At 42.5% G+C, this 20,113-nt stretch carries 14 protein-coding genes; 9 read left to right on the top strand and 5 right to left on the bottom strand.

Translation table 11 applies throughout. The features are described 5' to 3' along the window. Nucleotides 1-271: 271 nt before the first annotated feature. Entirely contained in the window at nucleotides 272-1,459 is a 1,188-nt protein-coding gene (locus DXX92_RS16275) for an ABC transporter substrate-binding protein (RefSeq protein ID WP_181901772.1), read from the top strand. A 167-nt stretch (nucleotides 1,460-1,626) separates the two neighbouring features. On the opposite strand, the gene DXX92_RS16270 is transcribed toward DXX92_RS16275, so the two are convergent. After that, complete coding sequence (locus tag DXX92_RS16270) at nucleotides 1,627-2,517, bottom strand: substrate-binding periplasmic protein (protein WP_116001571.1); 891 nt, start codon at nucleotides 2,515-2,517, stop codon at nucleotides 1,627-1,629. Nucleotides 2,518-3,195: 678 nt separating this feature from the next. Between DXX92_RS16270 and DXX92_RS16265 the strand changes: the two genes are divergently transcribed. Together DXX92_RS16265 and DXX92_RS16260 are read left to right on the top strand one after the other, a co-directional pair. Then, nucleotides 3,196-3,903, top strand: coding sequence for a PEP-CTERM sorting domain-containing protein (locus DXX92_RS16265; protein WP_116001569.1), 708 nt, complete (start codon nucleotides 3,196-3,198; stop codon nucleotides 3,901-3,903). Nucleotides 3,904-4,132: 229 nt separating this feature from the next. Continuing rightward, a complete protein-coding gene (locus DXX92_RS16260) occupies nucleotides 4,133-4,918 on the top strand; it encodes a ParA family protein (protein ID WP_116001567.1) in 786 nt (261 codons plus the stop codon). Nucleotides 4,919-5,022: 104 nt separating this feature from the next. Here the strand turns inward: DXX92_RS16260 and DXX92_RS16255 are convergent, their stop codons facing one another. From DXX92_RS16255 to DXX92_RS16245, 3 genes are all read right to left on the bottom strand, one after another. Continuing rightward, nucleotides 5,023-5,871, bottom strand: coding sequence for a spondin domain-containing protein (locus tag DXX92_RS16255; RefSeq protein ID WP_116001565.1), 849 nt, complete (start codon nucleotides 5,869-5,871; stop codon nucleotides 5,023-5,025). A gap of 16 nt (nucleotides 5,872-5,887) precedes the next feature. Further along, the gene (locus DXX92_RS16250; protein ID WP_116001563.1) at nucleotides 5,888-6,697 is read right to left on the bottom strand and encodes a spondin domain-containing protein; all 810 of its coding nucleotides are present in this window, start codon (nucleotides 6,695-6,697) and stop codon (nucleotides 5,888-5,890) included. A gap of 490 nt (nucleotides 6,698-7,187) precedes the next feature. Next, entirely contained in the window at nucleotides 7,188-9,026 is a 1,839-nt protein-coding gene (locus DXX92_RS16245) for a tetratricopeptide repeat-containing diguanylate cyclase (protein ID WP_181901771.1), read from the bottom strand. Nucleotides 9,027-9,495: 469 nt separating this feature from the next. On the opposite strand from DXX92_RS16245, the gene DXX92_RS16240 reads away from it, so the two are divergent. From DXX92_RS16240 to DXX92_RS16230, 3 genes are all read left to right on the top strand, one after another. Further along, nucleotides 9,496-10,053 (top strand): TetR/AcrR family transcriptional regulator, encoded by a 558-nt coding sequence (locus DXX92_RS16240; RefSeq protein ID WP_116001559.1) that lies wholly within the window; start codon nucleotides 9,496-9,498, stop codon nucleotides 10,051-10,053. Nucleotides 10,054-10,105: 52 nt separating this feature from the next. Beyond that, a complete protein-coding gene (locus DXX92_RS16235; RefSeq protein ID WP_116001557.1) occupies nucleotides 10,106-11,533 on the top strand; it encodes a coniferyl aldehyde dehydrogenase in 1,428 nt (475 codons plus the stop codon). Between the two features lie 150 nt (nucleotides 11,534-11,683). Further along, nucleotides 11,684-15,064 carry an ATP-binding protein gene (locus DXX92_RS16230; protein ID WP_147301979.1) on the top strand — a complete coding sequence of 1,127 codons (3,381 nt, stop codon included), beginning with the start codon at nucleotides 11,684-11,686 and terminating at the stop codon, nucleotides 15,062-15,064. On the opposite strand, the gene DXX92_RS16225 is transcribed toward DXX92_RS16230, so the two are convergent. Then, nucleotides 15,061-16,002 carry a hypothetical protein gene (locus DXX92_RS16225; protein ID WP_245961504.1) on the bottom strand — a complete coding sequence of 314 codons (942 nt, stop codon included), beginning with the start codon at nucleotides 16,000-16,002 and terminating at the stop codon, nucleotides 15,061-15,063. The two genes, DXX92_RS16230 and DXX92_RS16225, sit on opposite strands and share 4 nt — an antisense overlap. A gap of 175 nt (nucleotides 16,003-16,177) precedes the next feature. Here DXX92_RS16225 and DXX92_RS16220 point away from each other — a divergent pair, with 175 nt between their 5' ends. The 3 genes from DXX92_RS16220 to DXX92_RS16210 all read left to right on the top strand — a co-directional run bounded on the left by DXX92_RS16220 (nucleotide 16,178) and on the right by DXX92_RS16210 (nucleotide 20,039). Beyond that, entirely contained in the window at nucleotides 16,178-17,959 is a 1,782-nt protein-coding gene (locus tag DXX92_RS16220; protein WP_116001553.1) for an acyl-CoA dehydrogenase C-terminal domain-containing protein, read from the top strand. 239 nt (nucleotides 17,960-18,198) lie between these two features. Beyond that, nucleotides 18,199-18,777 (top strand): glutathione S-transferase family protein, encoded by a 579-nt coding sequence (locus DXX92_RS16215; RefSeq protein WP_116001551.1) that lies wholly within the window; start codon nucleotides 18,199-18,201, stop codon nucleotides 18,775-18,777. Between the two features lie 233 nt (nucleotides 18,778-19,010). Further along, nucleotides 19,011-20,039: an HD-GYP domain-containing protein gene (locus DXX92_RS16210; RefSeq protein ID WP_116001549.1), complete on the top strand. Its 1,029-nt coding sequence runs from the start codon at nucleotides 19,011-19,013 to the stop codon at nucleotides 20,037-20,039. Nucleotides 20,040-20,113 lie beyond the last annotated feature (74 nt).

Below are 20,113 nucleotides of genomic sequence, written 5' to 3'. Positions count from 1 at the left end.
TTGCCATTCTCTCAACATTATCAAGAAAACCTCTCTATAAAATTCAGATGCTTGTTAAAGGATTCGAAAGTCACTTTAGCGAGTCGGAATTGCACGCAAAATGCTGCACGCTGGCATAGCTACTTTTAATCTAGATTTCTGAAAGTGCTGTTATTAGCTGCCGAACAGCTAATAAATAATTCTAGAATTGAAGAAACTTATTCAATAAGTAAAGATAAAAATATGCTTTGTCTTCTGTGCTAATCTTGTTACAAGTGCTGGCAATGATGGGGTGTTACATATCAATATTCTAACTCGCCAAGTTGCTCGCTTGTATTGGTATGTTTTATTACTATTACTCTGCGTAAGCGTTAATGCCAGCGCTAGTAGCTTGGTATTTAGCAAAGAAGCAAACGAACAAGCCCGAAAAAATGGTGACTCGCTTGTTCAAGACAAGCTCTCCATTGCGTTAATTTTACCTCAAGCTGCTGAGCACGGATTTTGGCGAATCGTCGAAGATGTCGCTTTTGCAGTGGCTGCTGATCTTGATATTAATATCCAAACTTATTCATCAGTAGAAAGCCGATTTTCGTTGCTGGCTACCGTTAGTCATCTGCTCCGTCAGGATAAAAGACCTGATTATGTCATTATTCGCCCCTACCAAGGTAATGCCAAATCATTGTTTGATCTACTTAACCAAGCAAACGTTAAATTTATCACATTAGAAGATACCGATTTTGATAACCAAGATGGCATTATTAAATACCCCACTGAATCTTATCCTAATTGGATAGGGGAAGTTGTTTATGATAATCAACAAGGTAGTCAACTGCTGCTGGATGCTTTGATGCGTGAGCATCAAAATGCATATCCAAATAAGCCAATAAATGTGGTGGGTTTGGGTGGCAATTTTAATTCCGTTTCCAAGCAGCGCGAGCAAATACTGATGGATATGGACGCTAAGCAAAAGCTCCAGCTAAAGCAGGTCTTTTCGACTAATTGGGATAAGCAAGTTGCGCAGGACAAATTGCCCGAGATTTTACGTCGCTACCCACAAGCTCGATTAATTTGGTGCGCTAACGACGACTTGGCACTGACTGCCTATCAATTAGCTAGTAATCAACAAAGCCAGCCATACTTTATTGGTGGTTTTGATTGGCTGCCAGGTGCTATTGATAGTATCGAGCAAGGTAAACTGACAGCATCAGTCGGTGGACATTTTTTAATGGCAGGACAAGCTGTATTGCGAATTGCACAACACCAGCTAGCTGAAAATCCTCAGCGCTATCAGGGGGCATTAGAAAAATATTCTTTTGAGTTAATCACACAAACGAATGTTCGTCAGTTTAGCCGTTTTATCAAACGCAAAGGCTGGCAATCTTTATCTTATCAACGTTACCTTTATCATGGTGTAGGGCTCGCGCCACAAAGACTTTCGATAACGAGTATGCTTAACCTTTACAATGAGTTACCGAAGTGAGCGTAGTTAACACGCTGGGGTTGGTTTGGTGTCCAGATGACTTGATTACGCCGTTATATGGCTAACTCATGTTTTAGCGCCTAGCCCAAGGGTTAGCAAAGGGGCGTTTTTGTTATTAAGCGCATGTACTGATTGTTCCAACAAGAAGACTACGTTTTTTGGGATCACTACTTGTTGGTAGCTTTGTAGTGAACTCGCCGAATCTCAAGAAACTCGCCATTAGCAACTCCCTGCTCGATAATCTTCTCTAACTCAGCTTTACGATGAAAGAGCTTTGAATTTGGCGAAATGACAAAATGTGATTGCTTTCTCAAGTATTGAGGCTGCCAAGTAGACTTGACTATATCTTCAGTTAAACCCATTTGTTGCAGTACAGCCTTAGTACTCAGATTCGTATGAAAAAAACCGTCAATTCGATTGTGCTTCAGCAGCAATATTTTTTGTTCTAACGTATTAACCGTGATTTTTTTCGATGCCTTATCGTTGTCAAATATCGGAAAGACTTCTGAACCAGTGTTTAAGCCAATGGCAGCGTTGATGAGTTGTCGGTAATTGGTGATTTTATCTTTGTCATCGTGATTGACGAACAGATATTCGGTAATTGGGCTGTAGGCGGGTTGCAAAAAGGTGAGTGCTGGATTTTCTCGGTAGTTGAGAATAATGATATCGATAGTGCCTTTCTCAAGCTCTTTGATTCGCCGCGCCAATGGCATAGGTTTGATATTGACTTTCAGGTTGAGCTTTTGGCCGAGATAGCGCATATATTTGGCGTGTAAACCTTTGGGAAAATCTGGTGATACCGATGCGGTAACTTCACAACCTTCGGCATGCGAAGCAGTGTCTTGGGCGAACAGAGTAACAGGCAGTGTAAAAAACACTGACAATAGTATGATTATTAAGCGATAGCTCATGGTGCGCAATGTCGAAAGCCTTCCACTAATGTTGGTTTGAACACTTGTTGTTGGTATTAGGGCGTGTTGATCTTTCAGGGTTGTTTTTGCAGCAGTCTGTTTGGGTTTTATACAAGGCGGCACTTGTGCAGTGTAGTCATTCTCCATAAATAAGTGCCAACAAAGTAGAAAACTCAAACAGACGCTGCCCTTTTATTTTAATTGATTGGGTTCATCTAAACGCCTCCTGCTCATTGTTGCTCGCTTTTTACATACGACTGCATGGATGCAGGAGGTAGAGCGACTCAGGAGACAAAGCCGAGAACAACTATGCGACAAAACGAGCGTCGCGATCAGAAAGCGTTTAGATTGAACAAAATTCAACCTCGAAAGCTCAACACGCCCTGATCTCCAGCCTATTTGGTCAGGCGATGTTATGGCAAAAGTCAGCTAGCTGATTTAGTAATACTTAGCTGAAGGTCATGCCCTGCTTTGACTCGGGCGCTTTGTTTTGGTTTACGTGTTTTACTTTAAGTGCTCTCTTTTAATTATAGTGCTCTTCGCTCAAGGCGGCTGTTTTTCTTAGGGGGTAGCTGTCCGATATCTGGCTTCTAACTCTTTAACTCATTGAACAGTAAATAATTACTACCAAGTGTCAGGTTATTTAACACTTTCTTTTGCTGATAAAAAGAAAGGTTTTTAACCTCATGATAATTAAAAACTTTTTATAATGGTGTTGTTTTTGCTTAAGCACCTGTTAACTATCATGTTGAACAGACTAACTAGTTGTTTAACATAGAAAACATTACTGTTTTATCTTTTAATTAACTTGTTTTAGGTTGTAGCATGTTGAAGTCTATTAAAAGCCTTTCATTTTTATCTCTATTCCTAATTTTTACTAATGCGCAAGCCAATATTATTATTGATACCAGTTTGTGGACATTAGCAGAATCCCCTGCACGTGGTGGCTCGCAAGGTATTACCAGTGCAAATGGTAATCAAGCAATACAAAATAATAATGCCAATGGCGCTTTAATTAGTGATTTCATCTTTGATGGCGACTTTGTATTTAGTGGCTTTATGACACCGACATCGGATTTATTTGATGATGACGATATTCTCGGTGTTGTGTTTGGCTGGCAGGACGAACGCAATCACTACCGCTTGGGTTGGGAGCAAGGTGGCTTAAACGATCGTGGTGATCGCGGTGACGGCCGATTCTCCGTTTCAAGTGGTCTGTTTTTAGTTAAAGAAGTCGATGGTGTTTCAAGCACTTTGTTCGAGCAGGAATTATTTTGGCAAGATGATGTTAATTACCGCTTTAACGTTGCACGTTCAGGTGAGGAAATTTCATTTAGCTTAGGTGGTGTAGAGCAGTCGTTTACCGATAACAGCTTTACTGCTGGCCATGTTGGCTTTTACACAGAGAGTCAAACCGCGCGCTTTTCGAGCTTAGCTGGTCGTCCAAACAGTGCTGAAATTCCAGAGCCAGATACCTTAGCCTTGCTTGGTTTAGTTTTACTTGGCGTCGCGGTGCGTAAATCTCGCCGTTAAACCAATGTCAGGCTAATAGTGTGAATGCTGATTTGTCTTGAGCTATCAAGCAGATCAGCTAGTCACTCGGTTATTTCAATAAAACCACCCCCACCGCTCTGTTATTCTGGTTATTGTCAGCAATAGTTGAACTTATTTAGTACTTTTCGACATAGCGACGTTGCTTATTATTTGTTAACGTGAGTAAGTATTAATTGTTACTACTTACAAAGAGTTGATAGGGAAGTTCATGATCCGAGTGCTTTTTAATAAAAAAGGTGGGGTAGGTAAATCAAGCCTTGCTGTTAATCTTGCCGCGATGTCGGCTGCAAGTGGTTTACGTACCTTAGTGTTAGATCTCGATACGCAGTGCAATACCTCTTCTTATTTATCCGCACTTGATATTAGCGATGATGACTCTATCGCGGCGCTATTTGAACAGACCATTACCTTTCATTTACGCAAACGTCCTATCATTGAGTATTGCCAACCAACGAGTTACGAGAACTTGTTTATTATTCGTGGCTCTGAGCGAATTAAAGAGCTTGAAAGTGAACTCGATAGTCGTCACAAAATCTATAAATTACGCGATGCACTAGCGACTTTACGTGATGATTTTGACCGCATTTACATTGATACACCACCTGCGCTGAATTTTTACAGCCTGTCTGCGTTAATTGCGGCAGATAGTTGCTTAATTCCTATCGATTGTGACGACTTTGCGCGTCAGGGCCTGTATAGCTTGCAGCAGCAAATTCAAGAGATTAAAGAAGATCACAACGAAAATTTGCACGTTGAAGGTATTATTGCCAACCAGTACATGGCGAATGCCAATTTACCGGGTCGCATTATTCAAGAGCTGATTGACGAAGGATACCCGGTTATTGCTGACTATATTCCACAGTCGGTAAAAATGCGTGAATCACATCAACAAAAATCACCACTAATTCATATGGCGCCAAAGCATAAGCTGACATTGGCTGTGGCAGCCTGCTATGACTTTATTGAAGAGCAAGCGTTAGCTAGTGCCCAATAGCGCTGTGCGTCAGACGGGTCAAGGGCAATAAAAAAGGCTTCCAATGGAAGCCTTTTTACTTTTCTTACGCCGCTAAGAGTAAGTTAATAATAAAGTCACAATTATTATCGAGTACGAGTAATGGTGACTTTTGCCGTAGGGTTATCCCAACGGTGACCTTCAGTTAACACAGAAGTACTTAAACCTTCCATGCTTGGGTCGGTAGCATTGGCGCTAGTCGTTGCACCACGATGGAAGTGTACGCGATCAAATAAATCATCACGTGCTGCATCGAAGCCAGCTGCTGCACCGCCGCCACCTGCTGCCGCTGCTGCAGGCCCAGGCATAGTATCAGCCGTTTCAGTATTCGCTTCTGTGCCAGAGTCCCATGTTGGTGTCATAAAGCTCGCGCTTTGGCCGACCGTCATGTTACTCACATCCATCGCATTTAATGCGGTAAAAGCATCATTGGTATTCACTAGCATAGTTGCAAACGATAGACGAAGGTTATCGGTGTCTAACGCTGGTACAACAAGCGTATAAGTATTACCAATTGAACGCGGTGGAATTGGGCCACTACCTGATTGTGAGTCAAGGTAATATACAGAGCCCATCGCTTCGCTAAGTAAACTTGCGTTGCTGCCGCCTTCTGCTAATTCTTCAATCGCTACGCTCGCTGGCTCACCATCGGTGAATGCGCTGTAACCTGCCTCATGCAAAATAATTGCTGCTGGCGAGAATGGTTGAGCGTAAGTTAAGTTAGTAATTTGTACTGTGTAGACTGCTGTAGTGCCAGTGCCGTCCTGTCCATCTTGACCCGCAGGGCCTGCTGGGCCAGCCGGACCTGCTGGTCCTTGCTCACCTTGTGGGCCTTGAGCACCGTCAGCGCCATCGTCACCGTCATCGAAACAGCCACCTAGGCCTAATGCCAATGACAAAACCAGGAGTCTCACGCTAAGTGTTGACTTTCTCATGATTTACTCCTCCAACTTATGGTGCTGGTACAGTAATAGTAACGCGAGCAACAGGGTTTAACCAACGGTGTACAGTAGAGTCAAGGTCGCTAGCGCCACCTGAATCGCTTGTGTCACCTAAAACGTTACGGTGAATATGTACTGGACCATCTGTACCATCTTCAACTTGACCACTTTCGATAACGGCACCAACACCTGTACCACCTGTGCCTAATGGCACTGGAGAAGCGCCGCCACCGGCAACACCAGGTACGCCATAGCCGCCTAATGCATTACCTGTACCTGCTTCGGTAACATCGGTACGTGCACTGTTTAACTCGTCGTTTAATTCAGTACCAGCGTCATATGCGTTTAGGAAGTAAGTGTATGTGCCTGGTTCTGTTGGGATGACAATTGAGTCTAAACCAACGAAAGCATCGTTAGTAGGTACCAACATAGATAGTAAAGATAAGTAAGGCTTGTCCATGGTATCGAACGGGTAGCTGAGTGTCATTGATGGTGCTAGTAAACCACCAAAACGGTGCCAAGTGTTTGAGCCATTGTCAGTATCTTCTGGTCCTAGTAAGGCTTCGAAGTTTTGACCGCTAGAAGCTGCATTTTGCTCGTCTTCAATAACGCCTGCTTCTGCTAACCATGCTAGTGCTGTTGAAGCTTCTTCACCCACTTCAAATGCGTCAACTGTGTTGTCATGAGCAATCACTAAACGTGGTGTGAAGTTTTGTGCGTGTGTAAGGTTGGTAATGCTAATATCGATAGTTTGCGCGTTGGCGAAGCTTGAAGCTGCGAGCCCGAACGCTAGGCCTGTTACAACTTTGTTAAATCTCATTTTTGTTTCCTCTTATTTTATGTGCTGAGCAACAATCTAAAAGTAGAGGTTTGTTTCTAACTAATCTTCACAAAATTATAACGAATTGATTACAAAAGTATCTGAGGCTTATACAAGTGGTTTAAAAGCAACGAATTTAAAGGCGTTTCGGTAGGTCTGGTGGTGTTAACGTGACTTGCAAGAAGAGCTTATGAAGCTGATTCTGAGGCTACTATAAATGCCTGCAATACAGCATCACTGTACATCACAATGTTAGAATACTGTATTACGAACCGGCAAGATTAGCAATCTCAGTCATTGTTACGTTAAATCGCAGCTATTTTGTAGTTTCTAAATGGTTTCATATTTATCACAGCGCTGTGATAAATATAAATACACTCATCCTATAAGCCTGAAATAAAAGTAAGCCTGAAACAAAAGTAAGCCTGAAACAAAAGTAAGCTTGATCTATAATACTTCCCCAACCAATTACTGCTTGTGTAAAACTAAGTTAAATGGCAGCTAAGGTCAGTTGATCGCGGCCCTGTGCTTTTGCTTTATAGACAGCGCTGTCAGCACGTCTAATCACGTCGTCGAGTTTTTTATCATCAGGTTTTATCGCAGCAGCTCCCATACTAAATGTCACTGGGTGGGTTGATGGAACACCAGCAATTTGTTGTTGGCTTAATGTCTGTCTTATTCGCTTGAATGCATCTGTGATGTTTTGTTCACTAGCCGCTGGCATGATTAATAACCATTCTTCACCGCCAATTCTACCTATGTTGTCTGACGACCTAATACTGTGCTTACATGCTTGATAGAAGGCTTTAAGTACGTTGTCACCGGCTTCATGACCAAAATTATCGTTAATGGTTTTAAAGTTATCCAAATCAATCACAGCAACTGCCAGCTCAGTGGCATTTGTTTTTGCTTGGCTAAACATGACTGCGCCTTTTTCACGAATGTTTCGGCGGTTAGGGGCGCCCGTCAGTTCGTCACTTAGCGCCAAACGAAGAAACTTGCGGCGTGATCGAATTTGCTGAAACAAAATCACCAGAATCACTAAGATCAACACCACGACAGTGGTGGCGACAAGGTAGACTAGCTTTTGCCTTAAATCTTGCTGCGCAATACGTTGCTTTTGCAGTTCATTTTCTTTTTTTAGCAATTCAGTTTTTTGCTGTTCGTGCTGAATATTCATCTGCGTTTGAATTTTCTGCAGTGACTCTTTGTTATTTTTGCTAGCGGTTTGTTCAATATGAGCAATGGCAGCCTCGTACTGCTCAGATGCCTGTTGAAAAAGCCTACTTTTTTGGTAACTGCGTGCTAAAGCAAGCAAATAGCCCTTGCTATGGGTATCGTTGTTTAAGTTAGCGATGTCATTTTCAAGGGCGAGCAACATATTTAGCGCCCTTTGGTGATCCCCTTGTGCGAGCGTTACTTTCGCCAAATTTAATTTACCTAAAGTGATCGATTGGTAAATTTTTGCTTGTTCAAATACCGGTAGTGATTGCTCAATATGATTTAATGCTCTTTGGTAGTCGCCAGTGTTATAGGCAATAGTGGCGAGTTGACTGTGTACGTAAGCGACGCCTATTTCGTCATTCAAAGTTAAGCTTAATGCTAAGCTTTGTTGCAGATATTCTTTCGCTTGCGTTAGGTCTTGTTTGTGTATGTAAAGCGTTCCGATGTTGTAAAGTAAAATAGAGGTGCCAAATTTGTCTTTGTCGGCATCGATAAATGTCAGTGCTTCTTTAAAATAATGAATTGCTTCGTCGAATTGACCAAGATTTTGGTGCACTAACGCAATGCTATTTACGATTTCCGCTAAAATAAGCCTCATATCGTGCGCTTTGGCAATTTGATAAGCCGCTAGCATGTCTGCTAGTGCTTGTTGGTTCTGGCTTGATGCCCTTAATCCTCGCGAACGATTGTGAAGAAAGTGGGCGATCATTTGTGGCATATTTTCTTGCTCAGCAAGTGCTAATGCGTGAGATGACAGTATAATCACCTGTTGCCACTGACCACGCTCATGGGTAAGCAAGATTTGTTCACGTAAAAATCGCATTTTGAGCATGCTAGAGCCTTCTTTGTCAACGCGCGCCAGCCCTTCGTTAATCACCATTTCTGCGTGATCAAATTGACTGGTTGCAACTAAGGCGCTACTCAATACTGCCATCGCTTGTAGCTCGTTGTAGCTTTGGTGGTCTTGCTTAAACTTTTGCTGCAAAGTGAGCGCTTTTTCAATAACGAGGTTAGGATCTTCTTTAATGCGATCAGCCAGCGTTTGCCAATATTCATTACTTTGGTAATCTTCGTCGTTGGCATGGCTATCCAGGCTAATAAGCAAGGTGCTTAGCATAAATAAAAGTCGATAAAAATTATTGATACCTTAATCTCCTCGTTATAACCGATGTGCGTTGTTTACCATGTGTAATGTATCCGGCGTAAAAATTTAGCTAGCTTATCATAGCAAGCTACCCGATATTGGTTCCTTCTTCGCGAGAGAAAGTCCACAAAAAATAACTTTGCTTGATCCCTATCAAGCCACTGAAAGCATTAAAACTAACCGAACAGCTCTGGTCTGGTTAACTCACGTTTCTATAAATTCGTAACGCAAACAAATAATTGGTGTTGAATCACACTCAAACTAGCCTTGTGTTGGTGGCTTAACAGTCTAGAACAGCCCATTCATAATTGACAATGTTTACATATTTAATTCTTTTTGTAACCCTTTTGTTGACATAGGGTGGTTGTGGTGTATTATTGGCCACCGTCAAATTTGTTATTTATGTCTGCAATCTATTGAGGGTTAGACGTTGTCTGCTGTACTTACTAAAGAACAAGAAAGTGCCAGAAATATTCTGGAAACATTTGCCCGTTATGGGGTTCGCAAAACATCGATGGAAGAAATTGCCAATGCAGCGGGAGTTTCAAGACAGTCGATTTATAAAAAGTTTGGCTCTAAAACACGTTGTCATGAATGGACAATAGATACGTATCTTTCGGTGATGTATGGCCGAATATTTGCGGCGTTAACCAATGATCAACAGCCTCCAATGCAAACCTTGCATCAAGTGTTTGACATATTTATTGGTGATGCGATTGAAATTGTCAGTAACCCGCATGGCACTGAAATCCTAGACGATGTATTTCAGTCAGAAAAGTGCTCAGGGGATGATTGGCCATTGCGTTTAAAAACGCGACTCGCTGATTTTTTAGCTCGCCATAATCTAGTGTCCAGTGAGCATGCTGATGGTATCGCGTTTACTTTGATTGCCGCAGGCAAAGGATTGTTACTGGAAGAGTCTTCCCGTGACCAGTTTCTTAAGGAAATGAGCATTATTATCGACAGTGTTGTCGCTGTTAAAAATTAACTATTTGAAGTTAAAAGAATTCAAGATTTAGCTACCGTGAGTGGAGAATATTATGAGTAATGTTGCAAACCTTGCCGAGCATCAAGATAACCTAGCTCAGCTCAACAATGATTTTGAGGTGATGACCTCAAACTTTAAACAAACACCATACCCAAGTTTGCAAGCACGTAAAGACGTATTGTTAGCACTTAAAAAATCCTTGATTGCTCACGAGCAGGAAATTTACGACGCACTTAAGCAAGATTACGGTTACCGCAGTGAGTTTGACACATTAATTTCTGATTTACTGTCGACGGTAATGGCGGTCAACTACTCGCTAAAAAACGTGAAGAAGTGGATGAAGCCTTCAAAGCGTCACGCTGGCTTAATGTTGGCGCCATCAACGGTTAGAGTACATTATCAACCACTTGGTGTGGTTGGTATTATCACGCCGTGGAACTTCCCAATTTTCCTTGCACTTAGCCCGGCAATTCAAGCGATTGCAGCGGGTAATCGTGTAATGATTAAAATGAGTGAGTTCACGCCTCACGCCAACCAAGCATTGCGTAAAGTCGTTTCTGTGATCAGTGATCACATCAGCATTATCGAAGGTGAAGCAGATGTTGGTGCGGCATTCTCGGCATTGCCATTCGACCATTTAATCTTCACCGGTTCAACAAATGTTGGCCGCATGGTGGCTAAAGCCGCTGCTGAGAACCTAACACCGATCACTTTAGAAATGGGCGGCAAGTCACCGACGATCATTGATGAAACAGCCAATATGAATATTGCTGTAGACGCAGTAATCGTGGGTAAGTCAACGAACTCTGGGCAAATTTGTGTTGCTCCTGACTATGTGTTTGTGCCGGAAAGCCGCGAGTTAGAGTTTGTTGAAACCTTTGTTAAGCGCTACCGCGAATATCACTTTGAGACTAAAAACAACAATACCCAAACGCATATTGTCAGTGATCGCCAATTTGCACGTATTGAACGCTTCCTAGAAGATGCGAAAGCTGAAGGTGCGAATATTCATGCCGTTAAAGAGCGACAAGAAGGTGATGGCCGTTTGATCTACCCGCACTTATTAACGAATGTGCATGATGGTATGCAGGTGATGAAGGAAGAAATCTTTGGTTCTATTTTGCCAATTAAAACGTACCAAAACATTAGTGAAGTCATAAGCTTTATTAATGATCGTCCACGTCCATTAGCGCTGTATATCATGTCGAAAGATGCACAGAAGATTGACCATATTCTGAAAAACACCCACAGTGGTGGTGTGTCAATTAACGATACGGCAATGCACGTAATGGCGGATGACGCCCCATTTGGTGGCGTAGGTAATTCAGGTATTGGTCACTATCATGGCCACGAAGGTTTCTTAACTTTCTCAAAAGCAAAAACAGTATTACATTCAAAAGCTTGGTTACCTAAAAACCGCTTTATCTTGAAGTACCGTGACGTTATGTTTAAAGCGTTGCGAGGCTTATTCTTAAGATAAGCTTTCAACCCGCACAACTATCCAATAGCCGGCATCTGCCGGCTATTTTTTTATGAGTTTTACACACTCTACATTAGTATTTGCTGTGCGCCATAGCTGAGTTACGTATATACTGCCAAAGATATTGATTTGCATCGTAAAGACAGCTCAGTGAACCGAAACATCCCACAAGTAAATTTGTTTAGTCGCTATAACCTAGCGGTATTTGTGCTGTTTGTTTTATTGTCATTATTTGCCATTGCTGTCGGTGTATATCGCTATTATCACGAGCTAGAACATCGCCTTGAACATAATCAGCAGGAACTTGCTGAACAAGCCAAAATTCTTAATCACAGCCTTGAGCAAAGCCAGCAAAGTTTGCTTGGCTTGAAGCAATTTGCACAATATTACCTAGACCACCCAGAAGAGCTTTTCACAAACCAGCCTGAGCTTGTCCAGCAAGGGGATAGTTATTTTCTAAACAGCCCATCACGTGATGAGCTAACAAAACGCAAACGCTTGCGCGGCAATATCACAGGGCGAGGCCAAATTAGTGGCTTTGATCAAGCCATGTGGCAAGAGCTGGCGATGGCAAATGCATTAACGCCGGGGTTTGTCACTGCAAGCCATAATAACCCTGATGCGACTTGGTTTTATTACCTATCCTTGAACCGTTTTGTCAGTATTTTTCCTTGGATTGGTCATCAAGCGTGGCGCTACTCTGATCACATGCTTAATGAAACTTTTGTTTGGCAAGTGCGGCAGCAAAATTTAGCCGGTGAGCCATTTTTCTGGTCAGAGCCTTATCAAGATGCTGCGGGTCAAGGACTAAAAGCGGCAATCGGCACTGGGGTATTTCTTGATGGTAACTTTAAAGGCGCGATTGTTATTGATGTTGACCTTGCCAGCTTGCAGCAAAAGCTTCCAACACTGAAAGGTGAGCGGCAAGGTTATGTGTTGATTAATCGCGTTGGTAGTGCGCTTGTTCATCGAGCCTCAGATCAAAGAGAGATGACTGCCAATAGCACATGGCGTGATATCGTCCCAGACAGCTTACAGACCTTACCTCAAGTGAATTTGATGAGTTTTAAAGGAGATATGGTTTATCGTGGTTGGTTGCTGCAAAAGCATTATTTAGCGGTAAACGGTTGGAGCTTAATTCAATATCAAGCGTATGATGATTTTACTGGACAAGTGAAAAATCGTATCACTTTTAACATTACCATGTTTAACTGCGGCTTAGTGGCGTTCCTAGCTCTAGTTTATGTCATGACACGCAAAACCTTTATTAAGCCTGCAACAGAGTTTATCAGTCATATTGAGCATTGTGCACAGGGTAGCCCAGGTAAGGTAAAACCAACAAAAGAATGGTTGCCATGGTTTCGTTTAGTCGAAAATATATTCGGTGAAAACAGTAGTTTATTATTGCAATTAAAGCAGCAAAACGCTGCACTGGACTCGCGTGTAGCCGAGAAAACACAAGCCTTAATTGAGCGTAGTGAAGAGCAAAAAAGGGCTTATGTATTGCTGCGCTCAGTGATTAATGGCATTCCTGAATTTATTATATTTTACGACGATCAGCATCTGCTAACGGGCTGTAACAAAGCTTTCGAGCACTATATCGGCAGCCGAGAAACAGAGCTCCTTGGCAAGAATATTCACAACTTGTTATTACCACCGGTTCAAGAAGCATTGAAAAACTTCAGTGAACTACCGGAACAAGAAAGCCGCATTGGTTATCAAGATCTGATTGAAACAAGCGGTGACACCTATGAGATTTTCTGTACCCGCTATTTTAATGAAGCAGGCCAACCGTTAGGTTCAATTGCTATTTTACGGGATGTTTCGGTACAAACCGCGGTGCAATCAACGTTACAAACAGCCAAAGAGCAAGCAGAACAAGCGAGTCAGGCGAAAAGTCAGTTTTTGGCTAACATGAGTCATGAAATCCGTACGCCAATAAATGCAATTCAAGGTATGATTGCGCTGTTATCAAACACTCGCTTGAGTGCGTTCCAACAGCAATACTTGACCAATGCACAAAGTGCCTCTTCTTCCTTACTGCACTTAATCGATGAACTTTTAGATTTAGCCAAAATTGAAGCGGGCAAGCTCAGGTTGAACCTTGAACCAGCGCACTTTGATGACATTGTTGATCGTGTTTTACAGCTTAACACACTAGCGGCACATCAAAAGGCACTAACGCTTGCTGTTGACATAGATGCTGATGTACCTGCTCAAGTTATCGTTGATGAAATGCGCCTAACTCAGGTACTGACCAACCTGATTAACAATGCTATCAAATTTACACATCAAGGCTCGGTTGCACTCAGTGTCACCGTTGCGGGCAAAGATGAGCAAAATGTACTGCTCAAGTTTGCCGTGACAGATACTGGCATAGGTATTCCTTTAGACAAACAAGCTCGATTGTTTGATGCGTTTGTGCAAGCAGATGAATCAATGACGCGAGAATACGGGGGATCTGGCCTTGGGCTATCAATTAGTCAACAAATCATTGAGTTGTTTGGCGGGCAAATTAAGGTCAGTTCTACGCCCGAGCAAGGCAGCGAGTTTAGCTTTGTAATCCCGTTGCGACTGGCTGCACCGAGCACAGAAAAGGTTTGTTCAGATATCAGCATTATTAGTTTGGGTTTTGAATTGCCTGAGTCTATGCAACAAGCTATTGCTAGCTATCATTGGCAGTACTATTTCGTTGAAAGCTTAGTGCAATTACAAGTGCTTAAGCTAGGCGGTAGGGCAGTTGTCTTAGTTAGTACTGATGATAAGGCACAGCATGCCTCGGCTAATGATAACCTGGTGGCGATTGAGCAGGCATGTGAAAACATTGCGCTTATTGGTCTATGCCAGCCAATTATGGCCAATATCTCACCGTCGATTGCGAATCAATTATCCAGCTTAAGTTCATCTTACTTATTGTTTGATAGTCCGCTATATCGTCACACCTTAGCTAAGATAAATCATCATTTGCAGCACGAAAAAGTAGCGGCCACTGATACTGAGCAAGTACTCGAACATACGCCCAAAGAGGCTGTCGTGACCGATGCTCCTGAGCTAATTCAAGTTAATGCAGGAGCAGAACAGCCTGAGGTAATTGGTTTACCGAGCGCAGAGAGCGAGCGACCAGCGAATGCACCTTTAGCGGGCACACTAGCTGGCGTTTTGGTATTGCTTGTTGAAGATAACCTAGTAAATCAAATGGTTGCCCAAGAATTATTGGCCTCAATGGGGGCAGAGGTTGTTGTTGCTGAAAATGGTCGCGTTGCGCTTGAGTGTTTAGCGCAATCACATTTCGATGTGGTGTTGATGGACATTCAAATGCCTGAAATGGATGGCTTGACGGCCGCAAGAAAGATACGCGAGCAAGATAAGTTCAAAGACTTACCCATAATTGCGATGACGGCACACGCAAGCTCTGAAGATAAAAGCGCAAGCTTAGCTGCGGGAATGAACTTACATATTGCTAAGCCGGTAAGTGCGGAAGATCTTTGCCAGAGTATTATAAAAGTCATGCAGTTTAGCGCGGTAGATTAGTCAAATATCTCGGCAGTATAGTGTTTGGCGCGAATTGCTTGTTCTGACTCAAAAGATAATTGGCCTAGCGGCATTAAGCGTGGTCCTGTTGGATCGCCCAATAAAAAGGTTCTGCCCTGATGCACTATGGTGACATCACCTGGTTCGGGTAATACTTCAAGACCAATAAAAGCATGCTGGTCGATATAAATCATCACCATTTTTATACGCGGCATTAATGCCCGCAACATGGCAATGGTTAATGTCATTTTACTATCACAATCCCCTTGGTTCTCCCACAACACTTTCGCTGGCACATTAAAGCCTGCACCAGAAGATGTTAATCGTGACTCGAGTGGCGAGTAAGGAATGTTTTGCACAAAACCAAGCACATAATTAGTCACCAAACGGATATTTTTAACATTCACGATGTCTAAGATCACAGATTTGGTGGAGGCGAGCATGGCAACAGATTCTTGAGCAATGCGAACGTGATCCGGTTTAATGCCAGGCGAATTTTGGTGGTCCGTAAATTGATGATAAAACTGGCTCGCTAAGTAATCGTTAAAAATGGCTGTTTCTTGCGCTCGAATTTCTCGGCTTGCGTTAGCAACATCGCTTGGGTTACGCCCTGAGATACTGATGTCGCTGAGTTCATTACCATAGCTAATGTTAATACCTGATAATGGGTTTTGCTTAAGGTACTTACGTACTTCTCGCTGCACATGCTTTACTGCGAAATCTGGGTTGTAAGCACGAAACTTACGAAACTTTGAAAATAGCGCTTTTTTTGGAAGGGTAAAGCGCATGTTTTGAGTTTGCTGAGCATAGTCGACCCACTGATAGCTAAACTCATAACCATCGCCAGCATCAGATTTACTAAAGCGCAGTTGTTCGGCAAACGCTGAGCTTGCAACAATGCTGAGGTAAGTAATTAAAAGACATAAAATCTTTTTCAAAGAGCAGTTCCAAAATTGAAAATTACTGGCTTTGTGGACTATACCGCGAAATCCAGCGAATTTTAAGTTGATGCTTAAAAGCACTATTTTTTGCGGTTTTACTTTACATTCAGCGTGAATTTACTATATTTAAACGCGTGTTTAAATTGCCTGTTTAATATTACCGAGGTTTACCGTGGCTGAATATCAAGTACCGTTAAAAGACATGAGTTTTATTTTGTATGATGTGTTAAAAGCGGATCAGCTTTGGCAATCATTGCCAGCGCTTGCTGAAACCGTAGACCGCGATACTGCGGACGCCATCTTACAAGAGTGTGCAAAAATTGCTGAGCAAGAAGTTGCACCTTTACTTCGTGTTGGTGACGAAGAAGGCGTAAGCTTTGACAGTGGTAAAGTGACCACTGCAACTGGCTACAAAGAAGCGTTCCAAACTTACGTTGAAGGTGGTTGGACAGCACTAGGCGGCGACCCAGCATACGGTGGTATGGGCATGCCGAAAATGATCACTGGCCTTCATGAAGAAATGTTGTGCTCAGGTGATATCTCTTTCTCTTTATACCCGACATTAACTGCTGGTGCGGCGTTGTCATTAGCCAAGCACGGTAGCGAAGAATTAAAAGAAAAATACCTAACAAGAATGTACGCCGGTGATTGGACTGGTTCCATGTGTTTAACTGAAGCACATTCTGGTACTGACTTAGGTATGATTCGCACCAAAGCTATTCCGCAAGAAGATGGTAGCTACCGCATCACAGGTAACAAAATCTTTATCACGGCAGGTGAGCATGATTTAGCAGAAAACATTGTTCATTTAGTACTAGCTAAATTACCAGACGCGCCAGCTGGCCCACGTGGTATTTCTTTATTCCTAGTACCAAAAATTAATGTTAACGACGATGGCAGCTTAGCTGAGCCAAACGGCGTTAGCTGTGGCTCAATTGAGCACAAAATGGGTATTCACGGTTCAGCGACCTGTGTGATGAACTTTGACGACGCACAAGGCTTCTTAGTTGGTGAAATCAACAAGGGCTTGGCATGTATGTTCACTATGATGAACTACGAGCGTATTGGCGTTGGTATTCAAGGTATGGCCGCTGCTGAGCGCAGCTACCAAAATGCTGTTGAATACGCAAAAGAGCGTTTACAAGGCCGTGCATTAACCGGTGCAAAATCTCCAGAGCAACCAGCTGATTCAATCATGGTTCACGGCGACGTTCGCCGCATGTTATTGAACATGAAAGCATTAACTGAAGGTTCGCGTGCACTTGCTTCATACATTTCGATGAAGCTTGATATTTCTGCCTACGGTGAAGGTGATGCACAGAAGACAAGTGAGTCTTTAGTCGCTTTATTAACACCAATTGCTAAAGCCTTCTTTACTGATTTAGGTTTAGAATCAACGGTTACAGGTCAACAAGTATTCGGTGGTCATGGTTTCATTCGTGAATGGGGTCAAGAACAACTAGTTCGTGATACGCGAATCACACAGATTTACGAAGGTACTAACGGTGTTCAAGCAATGGATTTGTTAGCGCGTAAAGTTGTGGCCTCTAAAGGTGCATTGTTCCAACCATTTGCTGAAGAAGTGAAAGCTTTTGTTGCTGAAAATTCACAAGCTGAATTGCAAGAGTTCGTTGCACCACTAGCTGAAGCCTTAGGTGACTTAGAGTCGTTAACTGCTCACCTTATCGAGCAAAGCCAAAACGATATTAATATCTTAGGTACAGCAGCAAATGATTACTTACACGTGTTTGGTTACACAGCAATGGCTTACACGTGGGCACTGCAAGCTAAAGCGGCATTAGCAAAAGTAGACAGTGGTGATGACTTCTATCAAAGCAAGATCAAAACAGCACGCTACTTCTTCGCTCGCTTGTTACCGCGTCGTTTGTCATTGATCGAAACCGCTCGTCAATCAAGCGAAGTGTTATTCGATATTGAAGACGAATTATTCTAATCATATTGATTGAATAATAAATACCAAAGAAAAAGGAGCACTGCGGTGCTCCTTTTTTATATCCTTAATTAGAAAAAGTGCTAGCCAAGTTACTTAGTATTAATTCCTGCTCAGTCAATTCTTGCTCGGTTAACTCTCGCTACGTTAGTTCCCTTTGTTTAAATTAAGACAGAGCGATTGCTAATTATCAGTTATGCAGTAGGCTAATAGTTAGTCTCAGTGATAACGGCACGGTAATTATGCAGCTTCTCGGTTCTTCTACTTCTCCTTACGTCCGTCGAATTCGTGCACTTTGTATGCAGTATGGGCTTGAATGCCAGCTTGATAGTCTTGATATTTTTTCTCCTGAAGGGCGTGAACAACTCAAAGAAAAGAATCCGGTACTTAAAGTTCCTGCACTTGTAGACGACGAGCAAACTATTTACGACTCACGTGTTATTGCCCGCTATATTATGAATAAGGCTGGAATTCGCGCTTTCTCTTGGTCACAAGAAAATTTACTTACCTTAATTGATGCCGCCAATGACTCTTTGGTGACGCAGCTGATTTCAATACGCTCAGGCATCGATATCAACGCTGATAATATGTTCTATGCAATTCAGCGTGAACGAATAGCCGATATTTATCAAGTACTGGATCAAGAAGTGCTAAACGGTGCATTTGATCACAGTCACTACCCAACCATTTGCCTTTATTGTTTGCTGGATTGGGCAGAGTTTAGAGAGCTGAAAACGTACCGGGACTACCCAGGGTTAAGCGCATTTGTGGCTAAATACCAGAGTAGCCAATTTTTCATTGATACCAACCCTCGCAATTAGCAAAGCGAATCTTCGCTTGTGTAGTAAGGTAACTCTATGAAAATAAGGCATTAATGTATTAGTATTGCTAACGGCTGGACTAGCTGTTCGTTTTCAAAAGTAATGATGCAAAAGCCATACGGGGTTTATCTTGTGTACGAATGCCGAGCTAATAAATTGAATTAATTTTGAACAAAAAAGTCTATTAACGAACTCATATTATAAAAATAGAAGGATTTACCTAAGGTAGTGTAATGGCCGATACTGATTTACAAACCATTTTGGTGGTTGATGACAACCCTGACAATATTGATGTCTTGAGCGGTATTCTAAGACCTCAATATAAGGTCAAAGCGTCAGTATCAGGCAAGCTAGCGTTAAGAATTGCAGGCGGCAAGCAAAAGCCTGATCTCATTTTGCTCGATATTATGATGCCTGAAATGGACGGCTATCAAGTCTGTGAACAATTGAAAGCCAATCCTATTACGCGCGATATTCCAGTGATATTCGTGACTGCCAAAAGTGAAGCTGAAGACGAGCGTAGAGGTTTTGAATTAGGCGCTGTTGATTACATTACTAAGCCAGTGAGTATGCCAATTGTGTTGGCGCGAATTCGCACCCATTTGGCTCTTTATGATCAGCAGCGGGAATTAGCTGCGCAAGTTAAGCAGCGAACTGAGGAGATAGAAGAAACACGCCATGAAATCATCAAACGTTTAGGGCGTGCTGCTGAATACAAAGACAATGAAACAGGTATGCATGTTATTCGCATGAGCTACTATGCACGTTTCTTAGCAGAGCGAATTGGCGCAGCGCCCGAATGGGTAGAGTTATTGTTTTATGCCGCACCCATGCATGATATTGGCAAAATCGGCATTCCTGATCATGTCTTGCTCAAAGAAGGTCGGTTAAATGAAGATGAGTGGCGAATTATGCAAAAGCACGTTGAATACGGTGCCGACATTTTAGGTAACCATGATTCAGAGCTACTCTCGCTAGCTCGGGAAGTCGCTTTAACCCACCATGAAAAATGGGATGGTAGTGGTTACCCTAACGGTTTGAAAGGTGAGGAAATACCGTTAAGTGGTCGCATTGTTGCTATTGCTGATGTCTTTGATGCCCTGACTTCAACACGTCCATATAAAAAAGCCTGGTCAGACGAAGAGGTTATTACTTTTTTGAATGAACAAGCCGGTAAACATTTTGACCCAGCGCTTGTGCCAGAGTTTTTGGCTTGTATGCCTCAGGTACTTGAGGTCAAGGCACAGTTTTCAGATGAGTAAAAGTGATTTCAGTTAACTGTGAAAAAGTTAGCGTTAGCATTGATTAAAATAGCCTCTTATTTCACTTCTTTAAG

The sequence above is a fragment of the Thalassotalea euphylliae genome (assembly GCF_003390395.1).
In the GTDB taxonomy this organism is placed as follows: Bacteria; Pseudomonadota; Gammaproteobacteria; order Enterobacterales; family Alteromonadaceae; genus Thalassotalea_F; species Thalassotalea_F euphylliae_C.
Note: the sequence above shows the minus strand (reverse complement) of the source record. Positions and strands in the feature narration are given on the sequence as shown.